Origin of the sequence: Arthrobacter sp. FW306-07-I (assembly GCF_021800405.1) — a bacterium.
Lineage (GTDB): Bacteria > Actinomycetota > Actinomycetes > Actinomycetales > Micrococcaceae > Arthrobacter.
The window spans coordinates 3,700,324-3,723,299 of sequence record NZ_CP084550.1; the positions used below are offsets into that span (position 1 = coordinate 3,700,324).

Genomic DNA, 22,976 nt, shown 5'->3' on the forward strand with positions numbered 1-22,976 from the left:
CCTTCGGCTCAGACAAGGACAGCCATGACCGCTCCCTCCCCTGCACCCGTATCCCGCTTATGGATCCGCAATCCGCTCGCAGCTTTCACCGCCAATGACCTCGACGCAACAGGCGGCCTGGTGGTCAGCGGCGGCGTCATCACCGAGGTCCTGGCCGCGGGCGAGCAGCCGTCCGCGCCCTGCACCGGGACCTTCGACGCAGGCAACCACGTGCTGCTGCCCGGCCTGATCAACACGCACCACCACTTCTACCAAACCCTCACGCGGGCCTGGGGGCCGGTGGCCAACACCCCGCTGTTCCCCTGGCTGCAGAACCTGTACCCCGTGTGGGCCCGGCTCACGCCGAAGGACCTGGAACTGGCAGCAACAGTGGCACTGGCCGAGCTGCTGCTTTCCGGCTGCACCACTGCCGCCGACCACCACTACCTCTTCCCCGCGGGCCTTGAGGATGCCGTGGACATCGAGGTTGAGGCGGTACGGCGGCTCGGCATGCGGGCCACGCTCACCCGTGGCTCCATGACCCTGGGGACGGACGACGGCGGCCTGCCGCCACAGTCCACCGTGCAGCATCCGGAGGTGGTGCTGGCGGACAGCGAGCGCTTGGTGGGCCAGTACCACGAGCGCGGGGTTGACGCGGTGATCCAGATCGCACTGGCCCCCTGCTCACCGTTCTCGGTGACGAAGGAGATCATGGCTGAAAGCGCGGCCCTCGCGGAGCGGCTGGACGTTCGGCTGCACACGCACCTGGCCGAGACCCTGGAGGAGGAGGACTTCTGCCGGGAGATGTTCGGCCTGCGGACCGTGGACTACCTGGACAGCGTTGGCTGGCTGACGGACCGCACCTGGCTGGGGCACGGAATCCACTTCAGCGACGCGGAGATCACCCGCCTCGGTGCAGCGGGGACCGGCGTCGCGCATTGCCCCACCTCCAACATGCGCCTGGCCTCCGGGACTGCCCGGGTCCTGGAACTGGAGGACGCCGGCGTCCCGGTGGGTCTGGGGGTGGACGGTTCGGCGTCGAACGATGCCTCCAACATGATCCTGGAAGCGCGGCAGGCCCTCTACCTCCAGCGGCTGCGCTATGGGGCTGACGTGCCGGTGGAACGGGCGCTGGGCTGGGCCACCCGGGGGTCCGCGGCAGTCCTTGGACGGCGCGGCCTGGGGCAGCTGGCACCTGGCATGCAGGCCGACCTGGCGCTGTTTCGACTTGACGACCTCCGCTTTTCCGGCAGCCATGACCCCGTCGCAGCCCTCCTCCTCTGCGCCGCCGACCGGGCGGACCGGGTGATGGTGGGCGGGCAGTGGCGGGTGGTGGACGGGCAGATCCCCGGGCTGGATGTGGTCGGCCTCATCGCCGGACACTCCGCAGCGGCAAAGAGGCTGGTCAACGGCTGACAGGCGTCCGGCCCGCTGCTAGCGTGGCGCCATGACACCGTCAAAGACGCCACCCGAGGTTCTGGACATCGATGGGATCGAAGTGCGGATCTCCAGCCCGGACAAAGTGGTGTTCCCGGAGCCAGGGCTGACCAAACTGGACCTGGTCCAGTACTACCTGTCGGTGGCGGACGGCGCGCTGAGGGGTGCGGGCGGCAGGCCCATGGTGCTCAAGCGGTTCCCCAAAGGCATCGATGCCGAGCCATTCTTCCAGAAGCGCGTGCCGGAAAACCACCCGCCGTTCATCGACACCACCACGCTGCACTACGCGTCCGGAACATCGGCGGAGGAAGCGGTGATCCGGGATGCCGCCGGTCTGGCATGGGTCATCAACCTCGGCTGCCTGGACCTGAATCCGCATCCGGTCCGCGCGGAGGACCTTGAACACCCGGACGAGCTGCGGGTGGACCTCGACCCCATGCCGGGGGTGGACTGGTCGCAGATCGTGGACGTCGCATACGTGGCGCAGGAGGTGCTGGACGACGCAGGCCTGGTGGGGTGGCCGAAGACGAGCGGTTCGCGCGGGCTGCATATCCTGGTGCGCATTGCTCCCGAGTGGTCCTACAAGGACGTCCGGCTCGCTGCCGAAACCCTGGCGCGGGAGGTGGAGAACCGCGCTCCCGGACTGGCCACCGCACGGTGGTGGAAGGAGGAGCGCGGCGAGAGCGTCTTCGTGGACTTCAACCAAAACGCCAAGGACCGCACCGTGGCCTCCGCCTACTCGGTGAGGCCGTTGCCGGATGCCCGGGTTTCGACGCCGCTGACGTGGGACGAGATGCGCACCGCCAGGCCTGAGCAGTTCAATGTGCGCACGGTCCTCGAACGGTACGCGCAGATCGGTGATCCGCATTCCGAAATTGACGGCGCTGCGGGCAGGCTGGATGGGCTCCTGGCCCTTGCCAAGGAGCTGGGCCCCGCCGAAAAGGCCCCCCGTGCGGGGAACGGGTCCGGGCGCCGGCAGTCCACGATGCCGTTGATCGAGGTGGCCCGCACCAAGACCAAGCCAGAGGCCCTCGCGGCCCTCGACGAATGGAAAACCCGGCACGCCGCCGTCGTCAATTCCCTGCAGCCGGCTGATGTCCTGGTCGACGGGATGCGCGGGTCCAGCTCGCTTTGGTACCGGGTGCGGGTGAACCTGCAGCATGTTCCCGAAGACGAACGCCCGGCGCAGGAGAAGCTCATAGCCGACTATGATCCCTGGGCCGGAAAGCAGTGGCCGGGGCGGGAGTAGCCGGAATTCCCTGCTGGTCTTAGCGCCGCCCGAATCCAGGGAGGGCGGAAATCCACCGCGAAAAGCGGCTGGGTTCGTGGACGCGGTCCTCCGGAACGAAGAAGTCCGGATCCGTACCGCCGCCGAGGGGAAGGTAGAACTCCTGGACTGCTGACGGTGCGGCTGGCTGTGGCGCGACCGGGGTCCTGTCCTGCTGGTACATCGAAGCCTCCTATTTTTCATAGTACGAAAATTTGTTTCTGCTTTATGAAATTCTAGAACTGGGTTGGCCGGGGGGTCAATAGCCCCTGCCAAGGCCCAAGTGCCTAGTCCGGTCACAAACCGAATTTTGCACCTGTGATGTACACCACCGCCATTGCGGGGTACGCTGGTGTGCAACTCGTGGCGCACGTCACGTAACCTGGGAGCAGCAGGCAGGGTCGTAATGAGCTGGCATCAACGGATGCCGGCTCTTTTTTGTTGGGTCGGCTCCATCGGAAACGCGCATGAAACGCGCGCTTAATTTCAGTGATGGAACCTAGGTTCCACTTACCGGAAGTTGGGAAAAGACCATGAGCAGCAAGATCATCCTCGGCGAAAACCAGTACGGCAAGGCAGAAGTCCGCGTCGTCAAGATCACCCGGGACACGAACCGCCACGAGATCGAAGACCTGAACGTCACCTCGCAACTGCGGGGCGACTTCGCCGCGGCCCACCTTGAGGGCGACAACGCCCACGTGGTGGCCACCGACACCCAGAAGAACACCATCTACGCCTTTGCCCGTGAGGGCATCGGGTCACCGGAACAGTTCCTGCTGCGCCTCGGTGAGCACTTCACCTCCAGCTTCGACTGGGTCACCGGCGGACGCTGGGAAGCCGAGTCTTACGCCTGGAACCGGATCCAGGCCCACGGCAGCGAACACGACCACTCCTTCGTCCGCAATGGCCAGGAAGTCCGGACCGCCGTCCTGGTCCGAGACGGTGCCACGAGCCACCTGATCTCCGGACTCAAGGACCTGACCGTCCTCAAGTCCACCCAGTCAGGATTCGTCGGCTACCCCCGGGACCGCTACACCACGCTGCCCGAGACCACCGACCGCATCCTCGCCACGGACGTTTCAGCCCGGTGGCGCTTCAAGACCGGCACCGATTTCAGCACGCTGGACTTCAACAAGAGCTACGACGACGTCAAGGGCCTCCTGCTGGAAGGCTTCACCGAGAAGTACTCCCACGCCCTCCAGCAGACCCTGTTCGACATGGGCACCAAGGTGCTTGAAGCACACAGCGAAATCGATGAGATCAAGTTCTCCATGCCCAACAAGCACCACTTCCTGGTGGACCTCTCACCGTTCGGCCTCGACAACCCCAACGAGGTCTTCTTCGCGGCGGACCGCCCCTACGGCCTGATCGAGGCCACCGTCCAGCGCGACGACGCGGCCCCGGCTCCCACCGCCTGGTCGGGCATCGCGGGCTTCTGCTAAATCCCGGATTCACCATCGACGGGCTCAGCTACCTGGTTGGGCCCGTCGTCACCCCCACAGATTCACCTGTTAGCCAGACACCAGTTAGCCAGACGATGACGTCTGCCATGAACCAAGAAAGTCTGCCATGAACACCAAGAAGAAACTCGCCGCCGCAGCCGCTGCAAAAGGCGCACGGCCGGCCCGCCCCGAGGACCAGCGGCTCCCAATTGGAAGCATGTTTGCCTACGGCTTCCAACACGTCCTGACCATGTACGGCGGCATCATCGCCCCTCCCCTGATCATCGGCGCAGCCGCAGGGATGAACTCCCAGGACATCGGCCTGCTCATCGCGGCCTGCCTTTTCGTCGGCGGCCTGGCCACCATCCTGCAGACCGTCGGCGTCCCCTTCTTCGGTTCGCAGCTGCCGCTGGTCCAGGGCGTCTCCTTCGCGGGGGTCTCCACCATGGTGGCCATCGTCCACGGCGGCGGGGGAATCCAGGCCGTCTTCGGGTCGGTCATCGCGGCGTCCCTGATCGGTCTGTTGATCACTCCCCTGTTCTCGAAGATCATCCGCTTCTTCCCGCCAGTCGTTACCGGCACGGTGATCACCACCATCGGCCTGACCCTGATGCCGGTTGCCGCGAACTGGGCCATGGGCGGAAACAACAAGGCGCCCAACTACGGCAGCATGGCGAACATCGGGCTCGCCGCCGCCACCATGGGCATCGTCCTGCTCCTGAGCAAGGTGGGCAGCGCCGCCATTTCCCGGCTGTCCATCCTGCTGGCCATGGTCCTGGGCACGGTGATCGCAGTCGTCTTCGGCATGGCCGACTTCTCCAAGGTGGGCCAGGGCGAGATTGTCGCCTTCCCCACCCCCTTCGCCTTCGGACCGCCTACGTTCGAGGCAGCCGCCATCATCTCCATGCTGATCGTCATCCTGGTCACCCTCACCGAGACCTCTGCCGACATCATCGCCGTGGGCGAGATCGTGGGCACCAAGGTGGACTCGAAACGGATCGGCAACGGCCTGCGGGCGGACATGCTTTCCAGCGCAGTCTCCCCGCTCTTCAACTCCTTCACCCAAAGCGCCTTCGCCCAGAACGTGGGGCTGGTGGCCATCACGGGCGTCAAGAGCCGGTTCGTTGTCAGCGCCGGCGGCATCATCCTGGTGGTCCTTGGCCTGCTGCCCGTCCTTGGCCGGGTGGTGGCAGCGGTCCCCACGCCCGTCCTGGGCGGTGCCGGCGTAGTACTCTTCGGCACCGTCGCGGCCAGCGGCATCCGCACCCTGTCCAAGGTCGACTACAAAAACAACATGAACCTGATCGTGGTGGCCGCTTCCATCGGCTTCGGGATGATCCCCATCGCCGCGCCCACCTTCTACGACCAGTTCCCGTCCTGGTTCGGCACCATCTTCCACTCCGGCATCAGCTCGGCGGCCGTCATGGCCATCCTGCTGAATCTGCTGTTCAACCACCTCAAGGCCGGCAACTCTGATAACCAGTCCGTGTTCGTCGCCGGTACCGAACGCCTGGTACGCGCCGAGGACCTGCGCTGCCTGGCCGAGGGTGACCGGTTCGAGAACGGCAAGCTCATCGACTGCGACGGCAAGGAAGTACCGGTCCAGTCATCCGAGAAGGCATCAGAGCACTGAGCGACCAACGCGAGATGGCAGTTCACGGCAGTGTTCCCCAGGAACATTGCCGCGAACTGCCATCTCGCGGGTTAAGGACGACGGCGGGACGACGCGTCGCTGCCTCAGGTGCGGTTGAGCTCGCGGGAGATGGCCTCGGCGGCCTCCCGGAGGATGGGCACAGCTTTGTCGGCGAAGTCTTCATCCACCCGGGATACCGGCCCGGAAACGGAAATCGCACTGGGCGTGGGGGCGTTGGGTACCGCCATGGCGAAGCAGCGGACGCCGAGTTCCTGTTCCTCCTCGTCGATGGAGTAGCCACGCTCGCGGATGAGCTTGAGGTCGGCCAGGAGTTCCTCCACGTCGCCAATGCTCTTGGCGGTGGGGGTGGGCATGCCGGCGCGGGCAACGATGCCCCGCACGGTATCGTCGTCGAGCTGGGCCAGGATGGCCTTGCCCACGCCGGTGGCATGGGTATGGGCGCGGCGGCCCACTTCGGTGAACATGCGCATGGAGTGCAGCGACGGCACCTGGGCCACGTAGATCACCATGTCCGAGTCCAGCACGGCCATGTTGGAGGTCTCCCCCAGCCGGTCCACCAGCATCTTCAACTGGGGCTGGGCCAAGGCTCCGAGCTGCTTATTCGCACCCTCGCCAAGGCGGATGAGCCGGGGGCCCAGCGCGTAGCGCCGGTTGGGCAGCTGGCGGATGTAGCCAAGCGACACCAGGGTGCGGAGCAGGCGGTGGATGGTGGGCAGCGGCAGGTCCGTCGAGGACGACAGCTCGCTGAGGGTGACGTCGCCGCCGGCATCGGTGATGAGCTCAAGCAGTTCGAAGACGCGCTCCACCGACTGCACCCCGCCAGAGGCTTTTTCTGCCATTCCGTTGTCTCCTATGGCTCGGAATCCGACAACTCTTATCCGCATCGTGAAAAGAGTTGCTTAGAACACCCAACATACAGCACGGCAGGCGCCACCGCGACGCGCAGGGACAGTCGCATTCGCAGGGCTTGTATTTCCATAAAGTAGATAATAATATCCATAATACGAAAATATTCGGATTAGAGTAGAAGCCCGACCGGGCCTAACAGGAGGACATTCAATGGCGAACCCCAGCCCCGGAAATTCGATCACCCTGCGCGTGGAAGCGCCCTCAAGCTTCAGCGCCACCAGCGAACTTGCCGCAGCCGTCGGAGCAGCCGGCGCGGCCATCACCGCACTGGACGTCACGGAGTCCCACCACGAGACCCTCGTCGTTGACGTCACCTGCAACACCACCGATGACGACCACGCCGCACGCGTCAAGGACGCCCTCAACGCGCTCGACGGCGTTACGGTCCAGCACGTCTCGGACCGCACCTTCCTGATGCACCTCGGCGGCAAGCTCGAGGTGGTCCCCAAGGTCCCGCTGCGCAACCGCGACGATCTCTCCCGCGCCTACACGCCGGGCGTCGCCCGCGTCTGCCTGGCCATCGCCGAGGACCCTGCCGCTGCCCGCAACCTGACGGTCAAGCGCAACACGGTGGCAGTGGTCACCGACGGCTCCGCGGTGCTGGGCCTGGGCAACATCGGTCCCGCAGCCGCGCTCCCGGTCATGGAAGGCAAAGCCGCACTCTTCAAGCAGTTCGCCAACGTGGACGCCTGGCCGGTCTGCCTGGACACCCAGGACACCCAGGAAATCATCCGCACCGTCAAGCTCCTGGCACCCGTCTTCGGTGGCGTCAACCTGGAGGACATCGCTGCTCCGCGCTGCTTCGAGATCGAGGCCCGCCTGCGCGAGGAACTGGACATCCCGGTCTTCCACGATGACCAGCACGGCACGGCCATCGTGACCCTGGCAGCCCTGGTCAACGCCCTGCGCGTAGTGGACAAGAAGATCGCGGACGTCAAGATCGTGGTGTCCGGCGTCGGCGCCGCCGGTTCTGCCATCATCCAGCTGCTCAAAGCCCAGGGCGCCCGGCACATCGTGGCCGCCGGCCGCTCCGGCGCCATCCACAAGGGCGAGACCTACAACGATCCCCACCGCACCTGGATCGCGGACAACACCAACCAGGAAGGCTTCGCCGGCAGCCTGCACGAGGCCCTGGCGGGTGCCGATGTCTTCATCGGCGTCTCCGCCCCGAACATCCTTGGCGAAGAGCACATTGCATCCATGGCCAAGGACGCCATCGTGTTCGCCATGGCCAACCCCACCCCCGAGGTGGACCCCGCCGTTGCCTCCCGGCACGCCGCCGTCGTGGCCACCGGCCGCAGCGACTTCCCCAACCAGATCAACAATGTCCTGGCCTTCCCCGGCCTCTTCCGCGGGCTCCTGGATGTCGGCGCAAGCGACATCACGCCGGAAATGCTGGTGGCTGCCGCCGAGGCAATCGCAAACCGCGTGAATGATAATGAGCTCAATGCGAGCTACATCATTCCGAGCATTTTCGACCCCCATGTGACCGCCGACGTCGCAGCGGCCGTAGCGGCCGCAGCCCAGGCCTCAAACGTTGCAACGGCCGCCGAATCGGCCGACTCTGCCAAGGAATCAGTGCCGGCACTCGCCTCCGCCTGACCCGCCCGACTTCCCAGCCCAAGGAAAGGACCAGAAATGGCCATCACCGTCACAGATCCCCGGCCGATCGACCGCGCGGAGGAGATCCTCACGCCCAAGGCACTGGCCTTCGTGGAAGAGCTCCACAACCGGTTCGCGGGTACCCGCAACGAGCTCCTGGCGGCCCGCGCCGTCAAGCGGCAGCGGGTAGCCGAGACCGGCAAGCTGGACTTCCTGCCGGAGACCAAGGACGTGCGCGACGGCGACTGGAAGGTTGCGCCGGCACCGGCGGCTTTGCAGGACCGCCGCGTGGAGATGACCGGACCCGCGTCGCCGGCAAAGATGGCCATCAACGCCCTGAACTCCGGCGCCAAGGTGTGGCTGGCGGACCTTGAGGACGCCAGCACGCCCACCTGGGCCAACGTCATCGACGCCATCCTGAACCTCCGCGACGCGGCCCAGGGCACCCTCAGCTTCACCTCGGAGGAAGGCAAGGAGTACCGCCTCCGCACCGACGCACCGCTCGCCGTCGTAGTGGCCCGCCCCCGCGGCTGGCACATGCAGGAAAAGCACCTGCTGATCAACGGTGAACCGGCCGTGGGCGCGCTGGTGGACTTTGGGCTGCATTTCTTCCACATCGCCAAACAGCTGGTGCTCAACGGACAGGGCCCGTACTACTACCTGCCCAAGATGGAGAGCCACCTTGAGGCGCGTCTGTGGAACGACGTGTTCGTGTTCGCGCAGGACTACCTGGGCCTGAACCAGGGCACCATCCGCGCCACCGTGCTGATCGAAACCATCCCGGCCGCCTTCGAGATGGACGAGATCCTGTACGAACTGCGGGACCACGCCTCCGGACTGAATGCCGGCCGCTGGGACTACCTGTTCAGCATCATCAAGTACTTCCGCGACGCCGGCGAGGAATTCGTCCTGCCGGACCGCGCGTCCGTGGTGATGACCGCCCCGTTCATGCGTGCCTACACCGAACTCCTGGTGAAGACCTGCCACAAGCGCGGCGCCTTCGCCATGGGCGGCATGGCAGCGGTCATCCCCAACCGGCGCCACCCGGAAGTCACCGCGGCAGCTTTCGAAAAGGTGCGTGCGGACAAGACCCGCGAGGCAAACGACGGCTTCGACGGTTCCTGGGTTGCCCACCCGGACCTGGTCCCCACCTGCCGCGAAGTCTTCGACTCCGTGCTGGGTGACAAGCCCAACCAGGTGGACAAGCAGCGGCCCGAGGTTTCCGTGACGGCGGAGCAGCTGCTGGACGTCCAGTCCGCCGACGGCCAGGTCACCGAGGCCGGACTGCGGCTGAACCTGTACGTAGCCGTCGCCTACACGGCGGTGTGGCTGTCCGGAAACGGCGCCGTGGCCATCCACAACCTGATGGAAGATGCCGCCACTGCGGAGATCTCCCGTTCCCAGGTGTGGCAGCAGATCCGCAACAAGTCCATCCTGGCGGACTCCGGCAACACCGTGACCAAGGAACTGGTGGAGCGGGTCCTGGGCGAGGAGACCGAGCGGCTCCGCACCGAGTTCGGCGACGAAGCGTTCCGCCGCTACTACCAGCCGGCCAGCGAACTGATCGCGGACATCTGCCTGTCCGATGACTACACGGACTTCCTGACCACCCCCGCCTACGAGCTGGTGGGCTGAGATGGCAACACCTAAACCCTCGCTCTCCGCAGGGGACCTGGCCGCCATCGACGGGCAACTTGCCGCCACGGACCGGTTGCTGGAGCAGAACTACCCGGGCGACGACGGCTCCCGCCAGCCCGTGCACACGGTGTACGTGCCGGCGGACCGGTTCACGCCGTCGTTCGCTGCCGACTGGGGCGCCCAGGCAGCCACGACGGTGGAAGCCCACGGCGGGTTCGAAAAGCTGGGCCGGCTCCTGGGCCAGGAAGCCAGCCTCGCCGAGGCGGTCGCCTGCCGGGTTGCCGCAAAGCTGGCAGCCGAGCCAATTGAGGACCTGCGCCTGGACTTTGAGGACGGCTTTGGGGACAGGGGCGACGACGCCGAGGACGCCGCCGCGGTTGCCGCGGCTTCCACGGTGGCCCAGGCAGTCGCGGCGGGCTCCGCTCCGCCGTTCATCGGCATCCGGTTCAAGTGCTTTGAGGCCCCCACCCGGGCCCGCGGCCTGCGGACCCTGGACCTCTTTGTCTCCGGCCTGGCCACGGCCGGTGAACTGCCCGAGGGCCTGGTCCTGACCCTGCCCAAGGTCACCACGGTGGCGCAGGTGAAGGCCATGGACTTTGCCGTGTCGCGGCTGGAGGAAGTCCACGGACTTCCCGCCGGCCGCCTCCGGTTCGAGGTGCAGGTGGAAACTCCGCAGCTGATCCTTGGCCCGGAAGGCACATCGCCGGTGGCGCAGCTGCCGCACGCCGTGCCCGGCCGGATCAGCGGCCTGCACTACGGCACCTACGACTACTCCGCGTCCCTGCAGATCTCCGCCGAATACCAGTCCATGGAGCACCCCGTGGCGGACTTCGCCAAGGAGGTCATGCAGCTGGCCGTGGCCGGCACGGGCATCCGGCTCTCCGATGGTTCCACCAACATCATCCCGGTGGGCGACAACGTGGAGAACGCCTGGCAGCTGCACGGCCGCCTGGTCCGCCGGTCGCTGGAGCGCGGCTATTACCAGGGCTGGGACCTGCATCCGGCCCAGCTGCCCAGCCGCTTCGCTGCCACCTACGCCTTCTACCGTGAAGGCCTCCCGGCCGCCGCGGCCCGCCTGCGCAACTACGTGGAGCGGACCGAAGGCGGCGTGATGGACGAGCCCGCCACCGCCCGCGCCCTTGCCGCCTTCGTGCTCCGCGGCGTCCAGTGCGGCGCTGTTGGTGGCGAGGAGGTCCAGGCGCTTGCCGGCGTCGGAATTCCGCAGCTCACCGCGCTGGCGCACCCGCGGCTGGCCACCACTTCCAACTCCTAAGCAAAGGACCCCTTCATGGGCAAGTACTACACCCCCACCGGCGGCCTGCCGCCGCAGACCCACCTCACCACCGAACGCGCCATCGTCACCGAGGCCTACACCGTCATCCCCAAGGGCGTGCTGACGGACATCGTCACCTCCAACCTGCCGGGCTTCGCCAACACCCGGTCGTGGATCATCGCCCGCCCCATCTCCGGCTTCGCCACCACGTTCTCGCAGCTGATCGTGGAGATCGGACCGGGCGGCGGGGCACCCCGCGCCGAATTCGAAGAAGGCGTGGAGGGCGTCATTTTCGTCACGCAGGGAACCGTCAACCTGACCCTTGACGGCGAACTGCACAAGCTCGAGGAAGGCGGCTACGCCTACCTGGCCGCCGGAGCGCAGTGGGGCCTGGAGAACGTCTCCGAGGACATCGTCTCCTTCCACTGGATCCGCAAGGCCTACGAGCGGCTCGAGGGATACGAGGCCAAGTCCTTCGTCACCAATGAAAAGGACGTGGAGCCGACCTCAATGCCGGACACCAATGACGTCTGGAAGACCACCCGCTTCACCGACTCGAGCGACCTGGCCCACGACATGCAAGTGAACATCGTGACGTTCCAGCCCGGCGGCGTCATCCCGTTCCCGGAAACGCACGTGATGGAGCATGGCCTGTTCGTCCTGGAGGGCAAGGCCATGTACCTGCTGAACAACGACTGGGTTGAGGTGGAGGCCGGCGACTTCATGTGGCTGCGCGCCTTCTGCCCGCAGGCCTGCTACGCCGGCGGCCCCGGCGAGTTCCGCTACCTGCTGTACAAGGACATGAACCGGCAGGTGAAGCTGACCTAGCCATTTGTGCGTTCGGGCAGCAGCAGGGGCCGTTATGGAATTCCATAACGGCCCCTGCTTTTTTAGTGCTGTTGGGGAAGGCTTAGGCGCCCGGGTTGAGGACCACCTTGATGCAGCCGTCTTCCTTCTTCTGGAACTTCTCATACAGAGCGGGCGCGCCTTCCAGGCCCGCACGATGGGTGACCAGGTCCATCACACCCAGCGGATCGGCGTCGTCCTCCACAAGGGGAAGGATGGCGTCCGTCCAGTTCCGCACGTTGCACTGCCCCATGCGCACCTGCAGCTGCTTGTCGAACATGGTGAGCAGCGGCATGGGGCTGGCCGTGCCGCCGTACACACCGCTCAGGGACAGCGTGCCGCCGCGGCGCACAGCGTCGACGGAAGCGTGCAGCGCTGCCAGCCGGTCCACGCCGCCGGTCTCCATAGCCTTCTGGGCCAGCTTGTCCGGCAGGAGCCCCAGCGCCTGGTGGGCGAAGCCTGCCATAGGCGAGCCGTGGGCTTCCATTCCGACGGCGTCAACCACCGCGTCCGGGCCCCGTCCCCCGGTCATTTCGCGGAGTTCGTCCCCGATGGTCTTGCTCAAGTCCAGCGTTTCCACCCCGTGCCGCGCAGCCATCTCCCGGCGCTCCGGAACGGGGTCAATACCGATGACGCGGAACCCGCGGTGGACGCCGATCCGGCCGGCGAACTGGCCAACCGGGCCAAGGCCGAACACGGCCAGGGTACCGCCTGCCGGGACGTCGGCGTATTCCACGGCCTGCCAGGCGGTGGGCAGGATATCGGAGAGGAACAGGTAGCGTTCGTCCGGAAGCTCGTTGCCCACCTTGACGGGTCCGTAGTCGGCGTGCGGCACCCGCAGGTACTCGGCCTGGCCGCCGGGAACGGACCCGTACAGCTCTGAGTAGCCGAAGAGGGCGGCGCCGGATCCCTTTTCCTTGACCTGGGTTACCTCGCACTGGGACTGCAGCCCCAGCTTGCACATGTAGCAGGAGCCGCAGGAGATGTTGAAGGGAATCACCACACGGTCGCCCTTGCGGAGGTTGGTGACGCCGCTGCCCACTTCTTCCACGATGCCCATCGGCTCGTGGCCAATGACGTCACCCTTGTGCATGTACGGGCCCAGGACCTCGTAGAGGTGCAGGTCCGAGCCGCAGATGGCGGTGGAGGTGATCCGTACGATTGCATCCGTCGGTTCCTGGATAACGGGATCAGGTACTTCTTCTACGCTTACCGACCGTTTTCCTTGCCACGTCAGTGCTTTCACAGTCTCCCTTTCGCTCTGCTTTGCCCGTGGAGATCTCCTTGGGCGGGGCAGGGCACCCGGAGGCACCCTTTCTTCGACCGTATCGGTTTTGAGGGAAAAAAGTAAGCATGCTGACTAAAAGCTTGTGGCGGCCGTCCGCTGCTTCTAGCGTAGGGAGAGTCCCGGAACACCAAGAAGAGCACCCGAAAGAGGAACGCCATGTCGCTGTACCAGCCGGAACCGGTCGAGATCTCCACCCGCATGCGCCCTGGCGAATGGACGGAGGAAAGCCTGACGGAGCTGGTCAGCACCTACCGGAGGCGGGTAGAGGAGATGGGTGCGCCCGCGGCCGAGGTGGCCACGGACATCAAGCGGAACGATGACGGCTCGGTGGTGGTAGTGGTGTCCTGGCCGAAGCCGGCCATCGCGGGCGATGAGGATTCAGTGCCAGGCGGCCAGCCGCTGTGAACCGGTGCTAGCCGGTTTCAGGGATTCGGCTGCAGTGCAAGCAAGCGGCCGATGGCGCTGGAGGCAAGGTTCTCCAGTAGGTCGCGCGGCCCTTCATAAACCTCGACGGCGCCCGCCTCGCGCAGTTGCGCGGCCTGGATGCCCCCGCAGGTGACTCCTATGGCCGGGATCCCCAGGGCTCCGGCCGCCTTCATGTCCCACACGGCGTCGCCGACATAGACCGCGTGCGCCGCGTCCACGCCGGCAGATTCGAGGGCCGCCTCGAGGATGTCAGGCGCCGGCTTGCTTTCCTTCGCATCGTTGGCGCTGGTAGCGGCATCGATAAAGGCGTCTGCATCCAGGACGGACCGCATGACCTGCAGATCCCGCTCCCGGGCCGAGGAGGCAAGCGCCACGGCCAACCCGCCGGCATGGCACTGGCCCAACAGTTCTTTGGCCCCGTCCAAGGGACGGAGCGAGGGCCAGTGCGAAGCGTACAGTGCACCGTGGCTGGCCATGATGTCCTCGTCCTCGTCACGGTCGCGGCCGGACGGCAGCAGGTTGTCCACCAAGCGGGCACCGCCCATGCCGACGAGCTGGTGGATGGCCGCCATGGACACGTCGTGCCCGTATTGGCGGAAGGCACCCCACCAGGAGATGGTGTGGATGTAGGACGAGTCGATCAGGGTGCCGTCAACGTCAAAGAGGACCCCCCGGCGGACACCGTCAGGGGGTGTCGTGGACTCAGTCATCAGCCCACCGCTGCCCGTCGTACATCCGGCGCCTTTTTCCGCTTGGCCGCTTCATCCTTGGGGGAACTGACGGGCCGCACGCGGTCACGGATGACGGACCCGGCGCCGTCCAGGCTCTTGTCCCGAATGAGGCCGGTGCCGGCGATTTCGCGGGCCATGGCGACGCCTGCCACAGCTGCCCTTTTGGTTGGGAAGGTCACCGAGATGGCCATCAGGTTCCCGCTTCCGTCCATCATCCTGATCCGGTATCCACCGTCAGGGGCATCAACGAGCTCAAAAAATCCGGCCATAACAATCACTCCTCCATCAATCACGGCGCTGTGCCTGGGAGCACTCCATGAGGTGTTAGTAAGTATACTTATCTATCGCGCGAAGGAGAAGTTCCAGCCCTGGTCCGCGCCGCCTCAGCGCGAATCCGCCCTTGCAGATGGAAGAGGGATGTCACTGCGCCGAACGGTATCCTGATGTAGCTCCAGAGCGCTAGTCACAAGGGCGAAGTGGCTGAATGCCTGCGGTGTATTACCCAGCTGGCGGCCTGCCTTGACCGCCCATTCCTCACTCAGCAGCCCCACATCATTGCGCAGTTCCAGCAGCCGTTCGAAAAGTTCACGCGATTCCTCATGGCGCCCGGCACCCAGGAGCGCCTCAACCATCCAGAACGAGCAGGCCAGGAAGACGCCTTCGTCGCCCGGCAGGCCGTCGTCGCTCTCTTGCGGTTTGTACCGCAGCACGAACCCGTCCTGGGTCAGCTCCCGTTGGATGGCCTCGATGGTGCCGATGACCTTGGGGTCGTCGTTGGGCAGGAATCCCACCCTGGGAATCAGCAGCAGGCTCGCATCCAGCTCGGGCCGGCCGTAGGACTGGACGAACGTATTGCGCTCGGCGTCAAAACCGTTGGCCATGATGTCCGCGCGGATCTGGTCCCGCAGCGCTTCCCAGCGCTCCACCGGACCCGGCAGACCGGACTCGCGGACGCCCTTCACCATCCGGTCGGCCGCCACCCAGGCCATGACCTTGGAATGGGTAAAGTGCCGGCGGGGCCCCCGCATTTCCCAGAGCCCGTTGTCCGGCTGGTCCCAGATGGTTTCCAGGTGTTCCATCAGCGCGATCTGCACGTCCCAAGCCTCGTCGGTATGCTTCAGCAGCGAGTTCCGGGTCAGCGCCAGGCAGTCCAGGACCTCGCCCCACACGTCCAGCTGGAACTGCTCGGCCGCCGCGTTTCCGATCCGCACGGGAACCGAGTTCTCATAGCCCTTCAGCCAGGGCAGCTCCATTTCCGGCAGCCGCCGTTCACCGTGGATCCCGTACATGATCTGCAGGTCGGCGGGGTCGCCGGCAACCGCGCGGAGCAGCCAGTCCCGCCACGCGGCGGCCTCGGCGGTGTACCCCGCGGCCAGGAGCGCCTGCAGGGTCATGGCGGCATCCCGCAGCCAGCAGTAGCGGTAGTCCCAGTTGCGCTGGCCGCCGGGCTGCTCGGGAAGGGAGGTGGTGACCGCGGCTACGATGCCCCCGGTTGGGGCGTAGGTCAGTGCCTTGAGCGTAATCAGGGAGCGCACCACCGCGTCCTGGTATTTCCCCTCCACGGTGCATTGCGAGGACCAGCCCCGCCAGAATTCAAAGGTGCTCGCCAGGACGTCCTCGGCATCCACGGAGACGGGCCTGCCCACGTGGCTGGGCGCCCAGGTCAGTACGAACGGGACTTTGTCGCCGGCGTTCACGGTGAAGTCGCTGACGGTATGCATGTTTTCCCCGTGCAGGGGTGCGGGGGTCACCAGGTAGACGGCGTCCGGCCCCGCAATGGCGTGCAGCCCGCGCTTGTCCTTGCGGACCCACGGAATGATGTGGCCGTAGTCGAACCTCAGGATCAGCTCCCCGTGCATTTTGACGCTGCCGCTGACGCCTTCCACGATCCGGACGATGTCAGCCACGGAGTCGCGGGGCGGCATGAAGTCGGTAACGCGCACGGTTCCGTCCGGCGTGTCCCACTCGGTGTCCAGGACCAGGCTGCCGTCCCGGTAGCTGCGGCGCGTGCAGGCACCTCCACCCACGGGCGCCAGCAGCCAGCGGCCCGCGTCCGGGGTGTCCAGCAGCGCGTTGAAGCACGCAGGGGAATCGAACCGCGGCAGGCAGAGCCAGTCGATCGAGCCGTCCTTGCTGATCAGGGCCCCGGTGTGAAGGTCGCCAACCACCGCATAATCCTCAATTCGCACCATGACATTACCCTGCCACACAGAGTCCCCAATGGAAGGGGAAATGTCCGGGTGTAGCCTGAGGCAAATGGCAATCCACATTGGCACCTCCGGCTGGAGTTACGACCACTGGGAGAACGTGCTGTACCCGCCCGGACTGCCCGTCCGGGACCGGCTCCAGTGCTACGTCTCCAGGTTCAGCACGGTTGAACTGAATGCCAGCTTTTACCGGTGGCCGCGGGACACCACTTTCGCTGGCTGGAACAGGCGCCTGCCGCCAGGGTTCAGCATGTCCGTCAAGGCTCCCCGCGGACTGACCCACGCCCGCAAGCTGTACTCCCCCGAAGTCTGGGTGGAGCGCATCGCCAGGTGCTGGCATGAGCTCGGGGACAAACGTGCCGTGCTCCTGGTCCAGCTGCCTCCGCAACTGGCGCGGGACGATGCGAGGCTGGACTATTTCCTGGCCGTGCTGCCGTCCTGGATCAGGGTTGCCGTTGAGTTCCGGCACCCCACCTGGGACTGCCCGGAGGTATTTGAGCTGCTGGAGCGCCACCAGGCGGCGTACTGCATCATGAGCGGCGCCAACCTGCCCTGCATCCTGCGCACCACTGCGCCATTCACGTACATCCGGCTGCACGGACCGGACCAGGAGCACCTGTACGGCGGCTCCTACTCAGACGCGGACATGCACTGGTGGGCGGACAGGATCCGGGAGTGGGACAGCGCCGGCGTCGACGTGTACGCCTACTTCAATAACGACGGCGGCGGGAACGCGGTGCGGAACGCCCAGACCCTGCGCGGGATCCTGGGCAACGGCTGATGCCTGCCCGGGGCCGGCCTGTGGCAGAGTGGTGCCATGGACACGGCTCCGCAGAACCCCGCCCATGACACGGCACGCCCGCCCCGGGACAACACCAAGGGCCGCGTTGCGCTTTCCGGAGGCCAGTTCTTCCGGCTGGCACACCGGCTGTCCGACGCTCTCAATGACGTCAGGATCCAGCTCGCCCAACGGTGGAAGTTCGTGCCGCAGACCATCGCCTACCAGGGTTACGGTTCCACCACCCGGGTGCGGGTGTTGGGGCGGGTGCTGCTGACGCAGAAGCCGCAGCCGGGCAGCAAGGCGGAGCACCAAGCGAAAAACGGCAACCAGAACGTCCGCGGCTGGCGCGCCTTCACCGGGGTGCCGCTGCAGTACAGCGACGTCGAAATCACCATCGGGGACGTGGTCACCCACGTCACGGCGGACCGGGGCGGGCTGATCGACACCGAGGTGGATGTCAAGCTCTCCCCCGGCTGGCACACCGCAGTGCTCCGCGCGGAGGGTACCGAGCCGGCAGAGGCACTGATCCAGGTGATCGCCCCCGGAGTGGAATTCGGCATCGTCTCCGACATCGACGACACCGTAATGGTCACCGCCCTGCCCCGGCCCTTCCTGGCGCTGTGGAATACCTTCGTGCTCAGCGAACGCGCCCGCATGGCCACCCCGGGCATGGCCGTGCTGCTGGACAGGCTGACCATCGAGCACCCTGAAGCCCCGATCATCTACCTGTCCACGGGGCCCTGGAACGCCGCCCCCACGCTGGCACGGTTCCTGACCCGCAACATGTACCCCAAGGGCGCGCTGCTGTTGACGGACTGGGGGCTCACCCAGGACCGCTGGTTCCGCAGCGGGCAGGACCACAAGCACCGGAACCTGGAGCGGCTGGCGCAGGAGTTTCCGGACATGCGGTGGCTCCTGATCGGCGACAACGGCCAGCACGACGAGGCCATCTACTCCGCCTTCGCGGCTGAGAACCCGGACAAGGTTGCGGCGATCGCCATTCGTCAACTGTCCGTCAGCGAGTCGGTCTTCGCCGGCGGCCACTCCGAAGACGGGGACCACAGCACCTCAAGGGTGCCCTGGATCTATTCCCCCGACGGCGCCGGCATCGCAAAGCAGCTCGCCATGCTGGACCTGCTCCGGGGCTGACACCCCCCGGTCCCTAGGCGCTGGCACCCAGCGCCGCGCCGTCGTCGGGCGCTTCGGTGCCCTCCACACCTTCCTCGACCAGAAGATCCGGGACCACTGCCTGGGCGATGGCCAGCTCCGCCGCTGCGGCGAGGTCGCGTTCCTCGATGAGTTCCTGGAACCAGAAGTAGGACGCCTTGGGGGTCCGCTCCAGCGTTTCGAAGTCCACGTGCAGGAGGCCGAACGGCTGGTTGTAGCCGGCGGACCACTCGAAGTTGTCCAGGAAGGACCACACGTAATAGCCGCGGAGATCCATGGACTCCGCCACGCCGCCCGGCGCCGTTGCGCGCAGCGCGGTTTCCAGGTGGTCGGAGAGGTACTTCAGCCGGCGTTCGTCCGGAATGAAGCGGGTGTTGGTGGACTTGTCCCGGACAATGATGTCCTCGAAGCTGGCGCCGCCTTCGGTGATGATCACCGGGGGCAGGTTGGGGTACCGCTCTGCCATTTCCTTCAGGGCAACCGCCATGTACTCCGGTTTGACCGGCCAGCCGTAGGCGGTGATGTCGGCTTCCGGCCAGGTCTCGACGTGGAACGGCGTTGCGCCGCTGCCCGTCGCGCTGAGGTCGCTGCCCATGGCCTCCGCCATGCTTGACGGAACGGTCCCGCCGCCCGGCCCGGCCGCCACCTTGGTGGGCATGTAGTAGTTGAGCCCGTAGAAGTCCAGGGGCTGGGAAATGATCTCCATGTCCTCTTCGGGGTGCTCAAAGGAGCTGAAGAACTTTGCGGCACGGATCAGGTCCGGGTACTTACCCGTGAGGACGGGGTCCGCGTAAAGCCGGTTTTGGCCCAGGTCCATGATCCCGGCGCTGATTTTGTCCAGCGGGTTGATCGAGTTCGGCACCATGGGTGAGTAGACGTTGGTCATGCCAATTTCGCCCGGCACCTTCGCCGCGCGCAGTGCCTGGACAGCCAGCCCATGGCCCAGCAGCTGGTGGTGGACGGTGGGGAAGGCGCCCAGTGCCAGCTCCTTGCCCGGCGAATGCAGCCCAAATGCATAGCCATTGGCACTAACCGTCGCCGGTTCGTTGATGGTGACCCAGCGGGCCACCCTGTCCCCGAACGCCTCGGCCAGGATGGCGGCGTATTCACCCAGGCGGTAGGCGGTGTCCCGGTTCATCCACCCGCCGGCTTCCTCCAGTTCCAAGGGTGTATCCCAGTGGTAGATGGTGGCCATCGGCGAGATGCCGCTGGCCAGGAGCTCATCCAGGAGCCGGTCGTAGAACGCCAGGCCGGCGCGGTTGGCGGGACCGGTGCCGCCGGGCTGGATGCGCGGCCAGGAGAAGGAGAACCGGTAGGAGTCAACGCCCAGCTGCTTCAGGAGGGCCACGTCCTGGGGCATCCGGTGGTAGTGGTCTGTGGCCACCACCGGGCTGTGGTCCTCCACGATTGCACCAGGCTTGGCTGCGAACCTGTCCCAGGCTGCTGGACCGCGTCCGTCCTCGTCCAGTGCCCCCTCGATCTGGAATGCTGCGGTGGCAACGCCAAGGGTGAACCCCGGGGGGATGAGTGCTGCGAGGTCCTTGGCGGAGATGTGCATTTGGGGTCCAGCCTTTTGGTCACGGTGGTCAGGGTACGTCCCAGAATGTCATAGCGGAGGGCGGCTGACGAGCAGCAACCCGCGCCCGGCACCGCTGCTACTGCGAACCGAAAAGAAACTCCTTGGCGTGCGCCACTGCTTTGCGGAACGCATCATTGCGCAGGGTCACGAGATGCTCGGTGTCGCCGTCGGATGGTTCCAGGTAACCGGTGTACCCGGGCCGGAGGACCCAGATGTCCCCGCCTGGCGGCAGGTAGAACACCCCGAACGAGCGCTGTTGCCGCTCGTCGGCGGTCCAGACCGGGACGACGGCAAGGGCGGCACCCGTGGCCGGGTTGATCCACTGTGCCCGGGGCAGCGGCTGTTCATGCGCCTCGGGGTCCAGGAAGGGCGCGGTGCCGGCGCCCCACCGCTGCTCAAAACGTTCATGGAACGCGGGGATCAGGTGTGAATCGTAGCGCCGCCACTCGCTCATGCGGTGTTCCGCCTCCTTGGAAAGCGTTGAAAGGTTGTGTGTTCAGGCCCAGGGTCCGCTTTCCCACCGCACCGGAGTGATGCGGATGACGGGCCCGGACGGTCCCCGGGTACTGCGGACTTTCCGGACGGGAATGATCGTGGGTGCCGGTGCCGCCAGCTTCCTGTCGTACTCGGCACGCCGTTCCGGGTCCCCCAGCACGTTGAACGCCTGCATGATCCGCAGGAGTTGGTCCCCCTGTCCAGGGTCCACGTTCTTCGCCGGTTTGTCCGCCTTCGATTGCGCGCCCCCGCCGCCATCGCTGTCAGCGCGGGCGCCGTCCATGTCCGGATGGTGGCTGCGCATCAGGGCGCGGTACGCGTGGGAGATGTCCTGCCGGGTGGCATCACGGCCCACCCCCAGGATGGCGTAGTAATCAGGGGGGTCAGTCATCCCAGCCTCCTCTTCAGCCCGTGCCCCTGCCGGGAAGGCAGGGGCACGGGCTGGAAAGCATGGATCTAAGTGCCAATCTGGTGCATCTCGCCCTGCTGGGTCTTGATCTCGATCTTGCGTGGCTTGGCCTGCTCAGCCATCGAAATCCGCAGGGTCAGGACGCCCTGGTCGTAGCTGGCCTTGATCTTCTCCGTGTCCAGGGTGTCGCCCAGGATCAGTTGGCGGCTGAACACACCGCGGGGACGCTCCGAGGCCACCAGCTCGACGTTGGGCTGTGTGGGGTCCTGGCGCTCCGCGCGGACGGTCAGGACATTCCGTTCAACGTTCAGGTCCAGCGAGTCCAGCTTCACGCCGGGAAGATCGAACGCCACCACGAATTCGCCGTCCTCCTGCCAGGCGTCCATGGGCATGGCAGCCGGGCGGGCGGTGGTTCCAAAGACCTGCTGCGTGAGCCGGTCCAGCTCACGGAACGGGTCGGTACGCATCAACATCATTTCCCACTCCTTCAGCTTCCAGGTGTTGGATCTGTGGTTACCCACCTCCGCGTAATCTATGGTGGTGGATATAGATTTTTTATAGCACTGGTGGGAAACTGAAGCAAGACACCGGCTGGACCGATTTTGGGAGAAGAAATGGCAGGACCTGATGCAGGACGCAGCGCCCGCTCCCCCGGCTCAAGGGCGCTGTACGCGATCTCGGTGGCGGCCGAGCTAACAGGAACGGGACAGCAGAACATCAGGCTTTATGAAACAAAGGGGCTGCTGACACCGTCGCGGACTGCCGGCGGAACCCGCCAGTACAGCGAAGATGATATTGCCGTGCTGCTGCGGATTGGCGAGCTCCTCGAAGAAGGGCTGAACCTGGCGGGCGTTGCCAAGGTCCTGGAGCTGGAGGCAGCGAACGTTAAACTCCACCGCGCCCTGAAGCGCGCCCGTTCCCGGCCGCAGTGACCAGGCCCGGCAGTGACCAGGCCCGGAGTGCAGATTTCACTCCCGGGAAGATTCTTCCTTTGACAGCTCTCCGGTGACAGGTTCCCCGGGGACGCGGGCGGTTCGCCAGGTATCCAGGGCGATGACGCCGCCCAGGATGAGCAGCGAGAGGGAGAACGAAGCAAGCGTGTCCGTGGGCCAGTGGTATCCGAGGTACAGGCGGCTGGCGATGGCCAGGACGATCCCGATCCCGGCGCCGATAAATCCGAAGACCGCAGCCCGCGGGTTCCTGTGGCGGGAGAAGATCAGGTAGGCACCCACCAGCAGGAAGTCACAGGCCCCCAGCACGTGCCCGGACGGGAACGAGAAGGTCTGGTCCGCACCGAACAGCATCTGGTCCACGGGTGGGCGCGAGCGCTGGACGATATGCAGGATGATCTGGGAGATGATCACCCCGGCCAGCATGGCCGCGGCCAGCAGGATGGGGCGCCAGGCATGTTTGGCCGCGAATCCCCAGATGAGGATCACCACCAGGATGATGATGGGCAGCGCGACGGGGCCGAAGAACACCGCCAGGAAGATCATGATGGCCGTCACTGCCGCTGAACGTGTCGTCAGGAGCCAGTCATGCACCGGGTGGTCGGCGAAGGAAAGTCCGTCGGCCTGGACAACGCTGACCAGCGTGGCAATGAAGAGGGCAAGCCCCACCACGGCCAGGACCACCGACGTCCGGTAGAGGCGGCGCCGGTCGGCAGGGTCGATATACCGCTCCTCCACCACGAACTTCTCATGGAAAGTACGCCACCGGCCGTTGCCATTTTCCCTGACTGCGGAACCTGTTGAATTATGTGCCAATGTGCTGCCCGTCCCTGCGCCCTGTTTTAGCCATGCCGAATAACGGCCATGGTAAATGCCTAGGCTGAAGATTATCCCGG

At 65.8% G+C, this 22,976-nt stretch carries 23 protein-coding genes; 12 read left to right on the top strand and 11 right to left on the bottom strand.

What is annotated here, in order from left to right:
- The first annotated feature begins 24 nt into the window (after positions 1–24).
- Positions 25–1,395 (top strand): 8-oxoguanine deaminase, encoded by a 1,371-nt coding sequence (locus LFT46_RS17170; RefSeq protein WP_236820477.1) that lies wholly within the window; start codon positions 25–27, stop codon positions 1,393–1,395.
- A gap of 31 nt (positions 1,396–1,426) precedes the next feature.
- On the top strand, positions 1,427–2,665 hold the full coding sequence (gene ligD, locus LFT46_RS17175) for a non-homologous end-joining DNA ligase (protein ID WP_236820478.1): 1,239 nt from the start codon (positions 1,427–1,429) through the stop codon (positions 2,663–2,665).
- A 19-nt stretch (positions 2,666–2,684) separates the two neighbouring features.
- On the opposite strand, the gene LFT46_RS17180 is transcribed toward ligD, so the two are convergent.
- On the bottom strand, positions 2,685–2,867 hold the full coding sequence (locus tag LFT46_RS17180; protein ID WP_236820479.1) for a hypothetical protein: 183 nt from the start codon (positions 2,865–2,867) through the stop codon (positions 2,685–2,687).
- Between the two features lie 349 nt (positions 2,868–3,216).
- Here LFT46_RS17180 and pucL point away from each other — a divergent pair, with 349 nt between their 5' ends.
- On the top strand, positions 3,217–4,125 hold the full coding sequence (pucL, locus tag LFT46_RS17185; protein ID WP_236799628.1) for a factor-independent urate hydroxylase: 909 nt from the start codon (positions 3,217–3,219) through the stop codon (positions 4,123–4,125).
- Positions 4,126–4,252: 127 nt separating this feature from the next.
- Positions 4,253–5,758, top strand: coding sequence for a nucleobase:cation symporter-2 family protein (locus LFT46_RS17190; protein WP_236799629.1), 1,506 nt, complete (start codon positions 4,253–4,255; stop codon positions 5,756–5,758).
- 104 nt (positions 5,759–5,862) lie between these two features.
- Here the strand turns inward: LFT46_RS17190 and LFT46_RS17195 are convergent, their stop codons facing one another.
- A complete protein-coding gene (locus tag LFT46_RS17195) occupies positions 5,863–6,618 on the bottom strand; it encodes an IclR family transcriptional regulator (protein ID WP_236799630.1) in 756 nt (251 codons plus the stop codon).
- A 220-nt stretch (positions 6,619–6,838) separates the two neighbouring features.
- Here LFT46_RS17195 and LFT46_RS17200 point away from each other — a divergent pair, with 220 nt between their 5' ends.
- From LFT46_RS17200 to LFT46_RS17215, 4 genes are read left to right on the top strand one after another with little or no spacing between them, the layout of a single operon-like run.
- A complete protein-coding gene (locus LFT46_RS17200; protein ID WP_236820480.1) occupies positions 6,839–8,290 on the top strand; it encodes an NAD-dependent malic enzyme in 1,452 nt (483 codons plus the stop codon).
- 36 nt (positions 8,291–8,326) lie between these two features.
- Complete coding sequence (aceB, locus tag LFT46_RS17205) at positions 8,327–9,925, top strand: malate synthase A (RefSeq protein WP_236820481.1); 1,599 nt, start codon at positions 8,327–8,329, stop codon at positions 9,923–9,925.
- A 1-nt stretch (position 9,926) separates the two neighbouring features.
- Positions 9,927–11,201, top strand: a complete 1,275-nt coding sequence (locus tag LFT46_RS17210) for a DUF6986 family protein (protein ID WP_236799633.1) — start codon at positions 9,927–9,929, stop codon at positions 11,199–11,201.
- A 15-nt stretch (positions 11,202–11,216) separates the two neighbouring features.
- Positions 11,217–12,029 (top strand): bifunctional allantoicase/(S)-ureidoglycine aminohydrolase, encoded by an 813-nt coding sequence (locus tag LFT46_RS17215; RefSeq protein ID WP_236799634.1) that lies wholly within the window; start codon positions 11,217–11,219, stop codon positions 12,027–12,029.
- Between the two features lie 82 nt (positions 12,030–12,111).
- Here the strand turns inward: LFT46_RS17215 and LFT46_RS17220 are convergent, their stop codons facing one another.
- Positions 12,112–13,293, bottom strand: a complete 1,182-nt coding sequence (locus tag LFT46_RS17220; RefSeq protein WP_236799635.1) for a zinc-dependent alcohol dehydrogenase — start codon at positions 13,291–13,293, stop codon at positions 12,112–12,114.
- A gap of 198 nt (positions 13,294–13,491) precedes the next feature.
- Between LFT46_RS17220 and LFT46_RS17225 the strand changes: the two genes are divergently transcribed.
- The gene (locus LFT46_RS17225) at positions 13,492–13,740 is read left to right on the top strand and encodes a hypothetical protein (RefSeq protein ID WP_236799636.1); all 249 of its coding nucleotides are present in this window, start codon (positions 13,492–13,494) and stop codon (positions 13,738–13,740) included.
- A 17-nt stretch (positions 13,741–13,757) separates the two neighbouring features.
- Here the strand turns inward: LFT46_RS17225 and LFT46_RS17230 are convergent, their stop codons facing one another.
- From LFT46_RS17230 to LFT46_RS17240, 3 genes are all read right to left on the bottom strand, one after another.
- Complete coding sequence (locus LFT46_RS17230; RefSeq protein WP_236799637.1) at positions 13,758–14,471, bottom strand: HAD family hydrolase; 714 nt, start codon at positions 14,469–14,471, stop codon at positions 13,758–13,760.
- Positions 14,471–14,761 carry a hypothetical protein gene (locus LFT46_RS17235; protein ID WP_236799638.1) on the bottom strand — a complete coding sequence of 97 codons (291 nt, stop codon included), beginning with the start codon at positions 14,759–14,761 and terminating at the stop codon, positions 14,471–14,473. Before LFT46_RS17235 ends, LFT46_RS17230 begins: the two co-directional genes overlap by 1 nt.
- A 114-nt stretch (positions 14,762–14,875) precedes the next feature.
- Positions 14,876–16,684 carry a glycoside hydrolase family 15 protein gene (locus LFT46_RS17240; RefSeq protein WP_236799639.1) on the bottom strand — a complete coding sequence of 603 codons (1,809 nt, stop codon included), beginning with the start codon at positions 16,682–16,684 and terminating at the stop codon, positions 14,876–14,878.
- A gap of 64 nt (positions 16,685–16,748) precedes the next feature.
- Here LFT46_RS17240 and LFT46_RS17245 point away from each other — a divergent pair, with 64 nt between their 5' ends.
- The gene (locus LFT46_RS17245; protein ID WP_236799640.1) at positions 16,749–17,480 is read left to right on the top strand and encodes a DUF72 domain-containing protein; all 732 of its coding nucleotides are present in this window, start codon (positions 16,749–16,751) and stop codon (positions 17,478–17,480) included.
- A gap of 36 nt (positions 17,481–17,516) precedes the next feature.
- A complete protein-coding gene (locus LFT46_RS17250; protein ID WP_236799641.1) occupies positions 17,517–18,629 on the top strand; it encodes an App1 family protein in 1,113 nt (370 codons plus the stop codon).
- Between the two features lie 13 nt (positions 18,630–18,642).
- Here LFT46_RS17250 and LFT46_RS17255 read toward each other — a convergent pair whose 3' ends face one another.
- The 4 genes from LFT46_RS17255 to LFT46_RS17270 form a co-directional block, all read right to left on the bottom strand.
- Complete coding sequence (locus LFT46_RS17255) at positions 18,643–20,205, bottom strand: glycoside hydrolase family 1 protein (RefSeq protein WP_236799642.1); 1,563 nt, start codon at positions 20,203–20,205, stop codon at positions 18,643–18,645.
- Positions 20,206–20,302: 97 nt separating this feature from the next.
- Positions 20,303–20,680 carry a hypothetical protein gene (locus LFT46_RS17260; protein ID WP_236799643.1) on the bottom strand — a complete coding sequence of 126 codons (378 nt, stop codon included), beginning with the start codon at positions 20,678–20,680 and terminating at the stop codon, positions 20,303–20,305.
- 42 nt (positions 20,681–20,722) lie between these two features.
- Positions 20,723–21,112, bottom strand: coding sequence for a DnaJ domain-containing protein (locus LFT46_RS17265; protein WP_236820482.1), 390 nt, complete (start codon positions 21,110–21,112; stop codon positions 20,723–20,725).
- 65 nt (positions 21,113–21,177) lie between these two features.
- A complete protein-coding gene (locus LFT46_RS17270; protein ID WP_236822069.1) occupies positions 21,178–21,603 on the bottom strand; it encodes an Hsp20/alpha crystallin family protein in 426 nt (141 codons plus the stop codon).
- 141 nt (positions 21,604–21,744) lie between these two features.
- Between LFT46_RS17270 and LFT46_RS17275 the strand changes: the two genes are divergently transcribed.
- Positions 21,745–22,062 (top strand): MerR family transcriptional regulator, encoded by a 318-nt coding sequence (locus tag LFT46_RS17275; RefSeq protein ID WP_236799645.1) that lies wholly within the window; start codon positions 21,745–21,747, stop codon positions 22,060–22,062.
- A 36-nt stretch (positions 22,063–22,098) separates the two neighbouring features.
- Here LFT46_RS17275 and LFT46_RS17280 read toward each other — a convergent pair whose 3' ends face one another.
- Positions 22,099–22,896, bottom strand: a complete 798-nt coding sequence (locus tag LFT46_RS17280) for a phosphatase PAP2 family protein (RefSeq protein WP_236820483.1) — start codon at positions 22,894–22,896, stop codon at positions 22,099–22,101.
- Positions 22,897–22,976: the final 80 nt, after the last annotated feature.

What these genes read in the sequence shown, in the direction of transcription:
- LFT46_RS17170 (WP_236820477.1), top strand. Translation starts at nt 25, where the DNA reads ATGACCGCTCCCTCCCCTGCACCCGTATCCCGCTTATGGATCCGCAAT.
- ligD (WP_236820478.1), top strand. Translation starts at nt 1,427, where the DNA reads ATGACACCGTCAAAGACGCCACCCGAGGTTCTGGACATCGATGGGATC.
- LFT46_RS17180 (WP_236820479.1), bottom strand. Translation starts at nt 2,867, where the DNA reads ATGTACCAGCAGGACAGGACCCCGGTCGCGCCACAGCCAGCCGCACCG.
- pucL (WP_236799628.1), top strand. Translation starts at nt 3,217, where the DNA reads ATGAGCAGCAAGATCATCCTCGGCGAAAACCAGTACGGCAAGGCAGAA.
- LFT46_RS17190 (WP_236799629.1), top strand. Translation starts at nt 4,253, where the DNA reads ATGAACACCAAGAAGAAACTCGCCGCCGCAGCCGCTGCAAAAGGCGCA.
- LFT46_RS17195 (WP_236799630.1), bottom strand. Translation starts at nt 6,618, where the DNA reads ATGGCAGAAAAAGCCTCTGGCGGGGTGCAGTCGGTGGAGCGCGTCTTC.
- LFT46_RS17200 (WP_236820480.1), top strand. Translation starts at nt 6,839, where the DNA reads ATGGCGAACCCCAGCCCCGGAAATTCGATCACCCTGCGCGTGGAAGCG.
- aceB (WP_236820481.1), top strand. Translation starts at nt 8,327, where the DNA reads ATGGCCATCACCGTCACAGATCCCCGGCCGATCGACCGCGCGGAGGAG.
- LFT46_RS17210 (WP_236799633.1), top strand. Translation starts at nt 9,927, where the DNA reads ATGGCAACACCTAAACCCTCGCTCTCCGCAGGGGACCTGGCCGCCATC.
- LFT46_RS17215 (WP_236799634.1), top strand. Translation starts at nt 11,217, where the DNA reads ATGGGCAAGTACTACACCCCCACCGGCGGCCTGCCGCCGCAGACCCAC.
- LFT46_RS17225 (WP_236799636.1), top strand. Translation starts at nt 13,492, where the DNA reads ATGTCGCTGTACCAGCCGGAACCGGTCGAGATCTCCACCCGCATGCGC.
- LFT46_RS17230 (WP_236799637.1), bottom strand. Translation starts at nt 14,471, where the DNA reads ATGACTGAGTCCACGACACCCCCTGACGGTGTCCGCCGGGGGGTCCTC.
- LFT46_RS17235 (WP_236799638.1), bottom strand. Translation starts at nt 14,761, where the DNA reads ATGGCCGGATTTTTTGAGCTCGTTGATGCCCCTGACGGTGGATACCGG.
- LFT46_RS17240 (WP_236799639.1), bottom strand. Translation starts at nt 16,684, where the DNA reads ATGGTGCGAATTGAGGATTATGCGGTGGTTGGCGACCTTCACACCGGG.
- LFT46_RS17245 (WP_236799640.1), top strand. Translation starts at nt 16,749, where the DNA reads ATGGCAATCCACATTGGCACCTCCGGCTGGAGTTACGACCACTGGGAG.
- LFT46_RS17250 (WP_236799641.1), top strand. Translation starts at nt 17,517, where the DNA reads ATGGACACGGCTCCGCAGAACCCCGCCCATGACACGGCACGCCCGCCC.
- LFT46_RS17255 (WP_236799642.1), bottom strand. Translation starts at nt 20,205, where the DNA reads ATGCACATCTCCGCCAAGGACCTCGCAGCACTCATCCCCCCGGGGTTC.
- LFT46_RS17260 (WP_236799643.1), bottom strand. Translation starts at nt 20,680, where the DNA reads ATGAGCGAGTGGCGGCGCTACGATTCACACCTGATCCCCGCGTTCCAT.
- LFT46_RS17265 (WP_236820482.1), bottom strand. Translation starts at nt 21,112, where the DNA reads ATGACTGACCCCCCTGATTACTACGCCATCCTGGGGGTGGGCCGTGAT.
- LFT46_RS17270 (WP_236822069.1), bottom strand. Translation starts at nt 21,603, where the DNA reads ATGTTGATGCGTACCGACCCGTTCCGTGAGCTGGACCGGCTCACGCAG.
- LFT46_RS17275 (WP_236799645.1), top strand. Translation starts at nt 21,745, where the DNA reads ATGGCAGGACCTGATGCAGGACGCAGCGCCCGCTCCCCCGGCTCAAGG.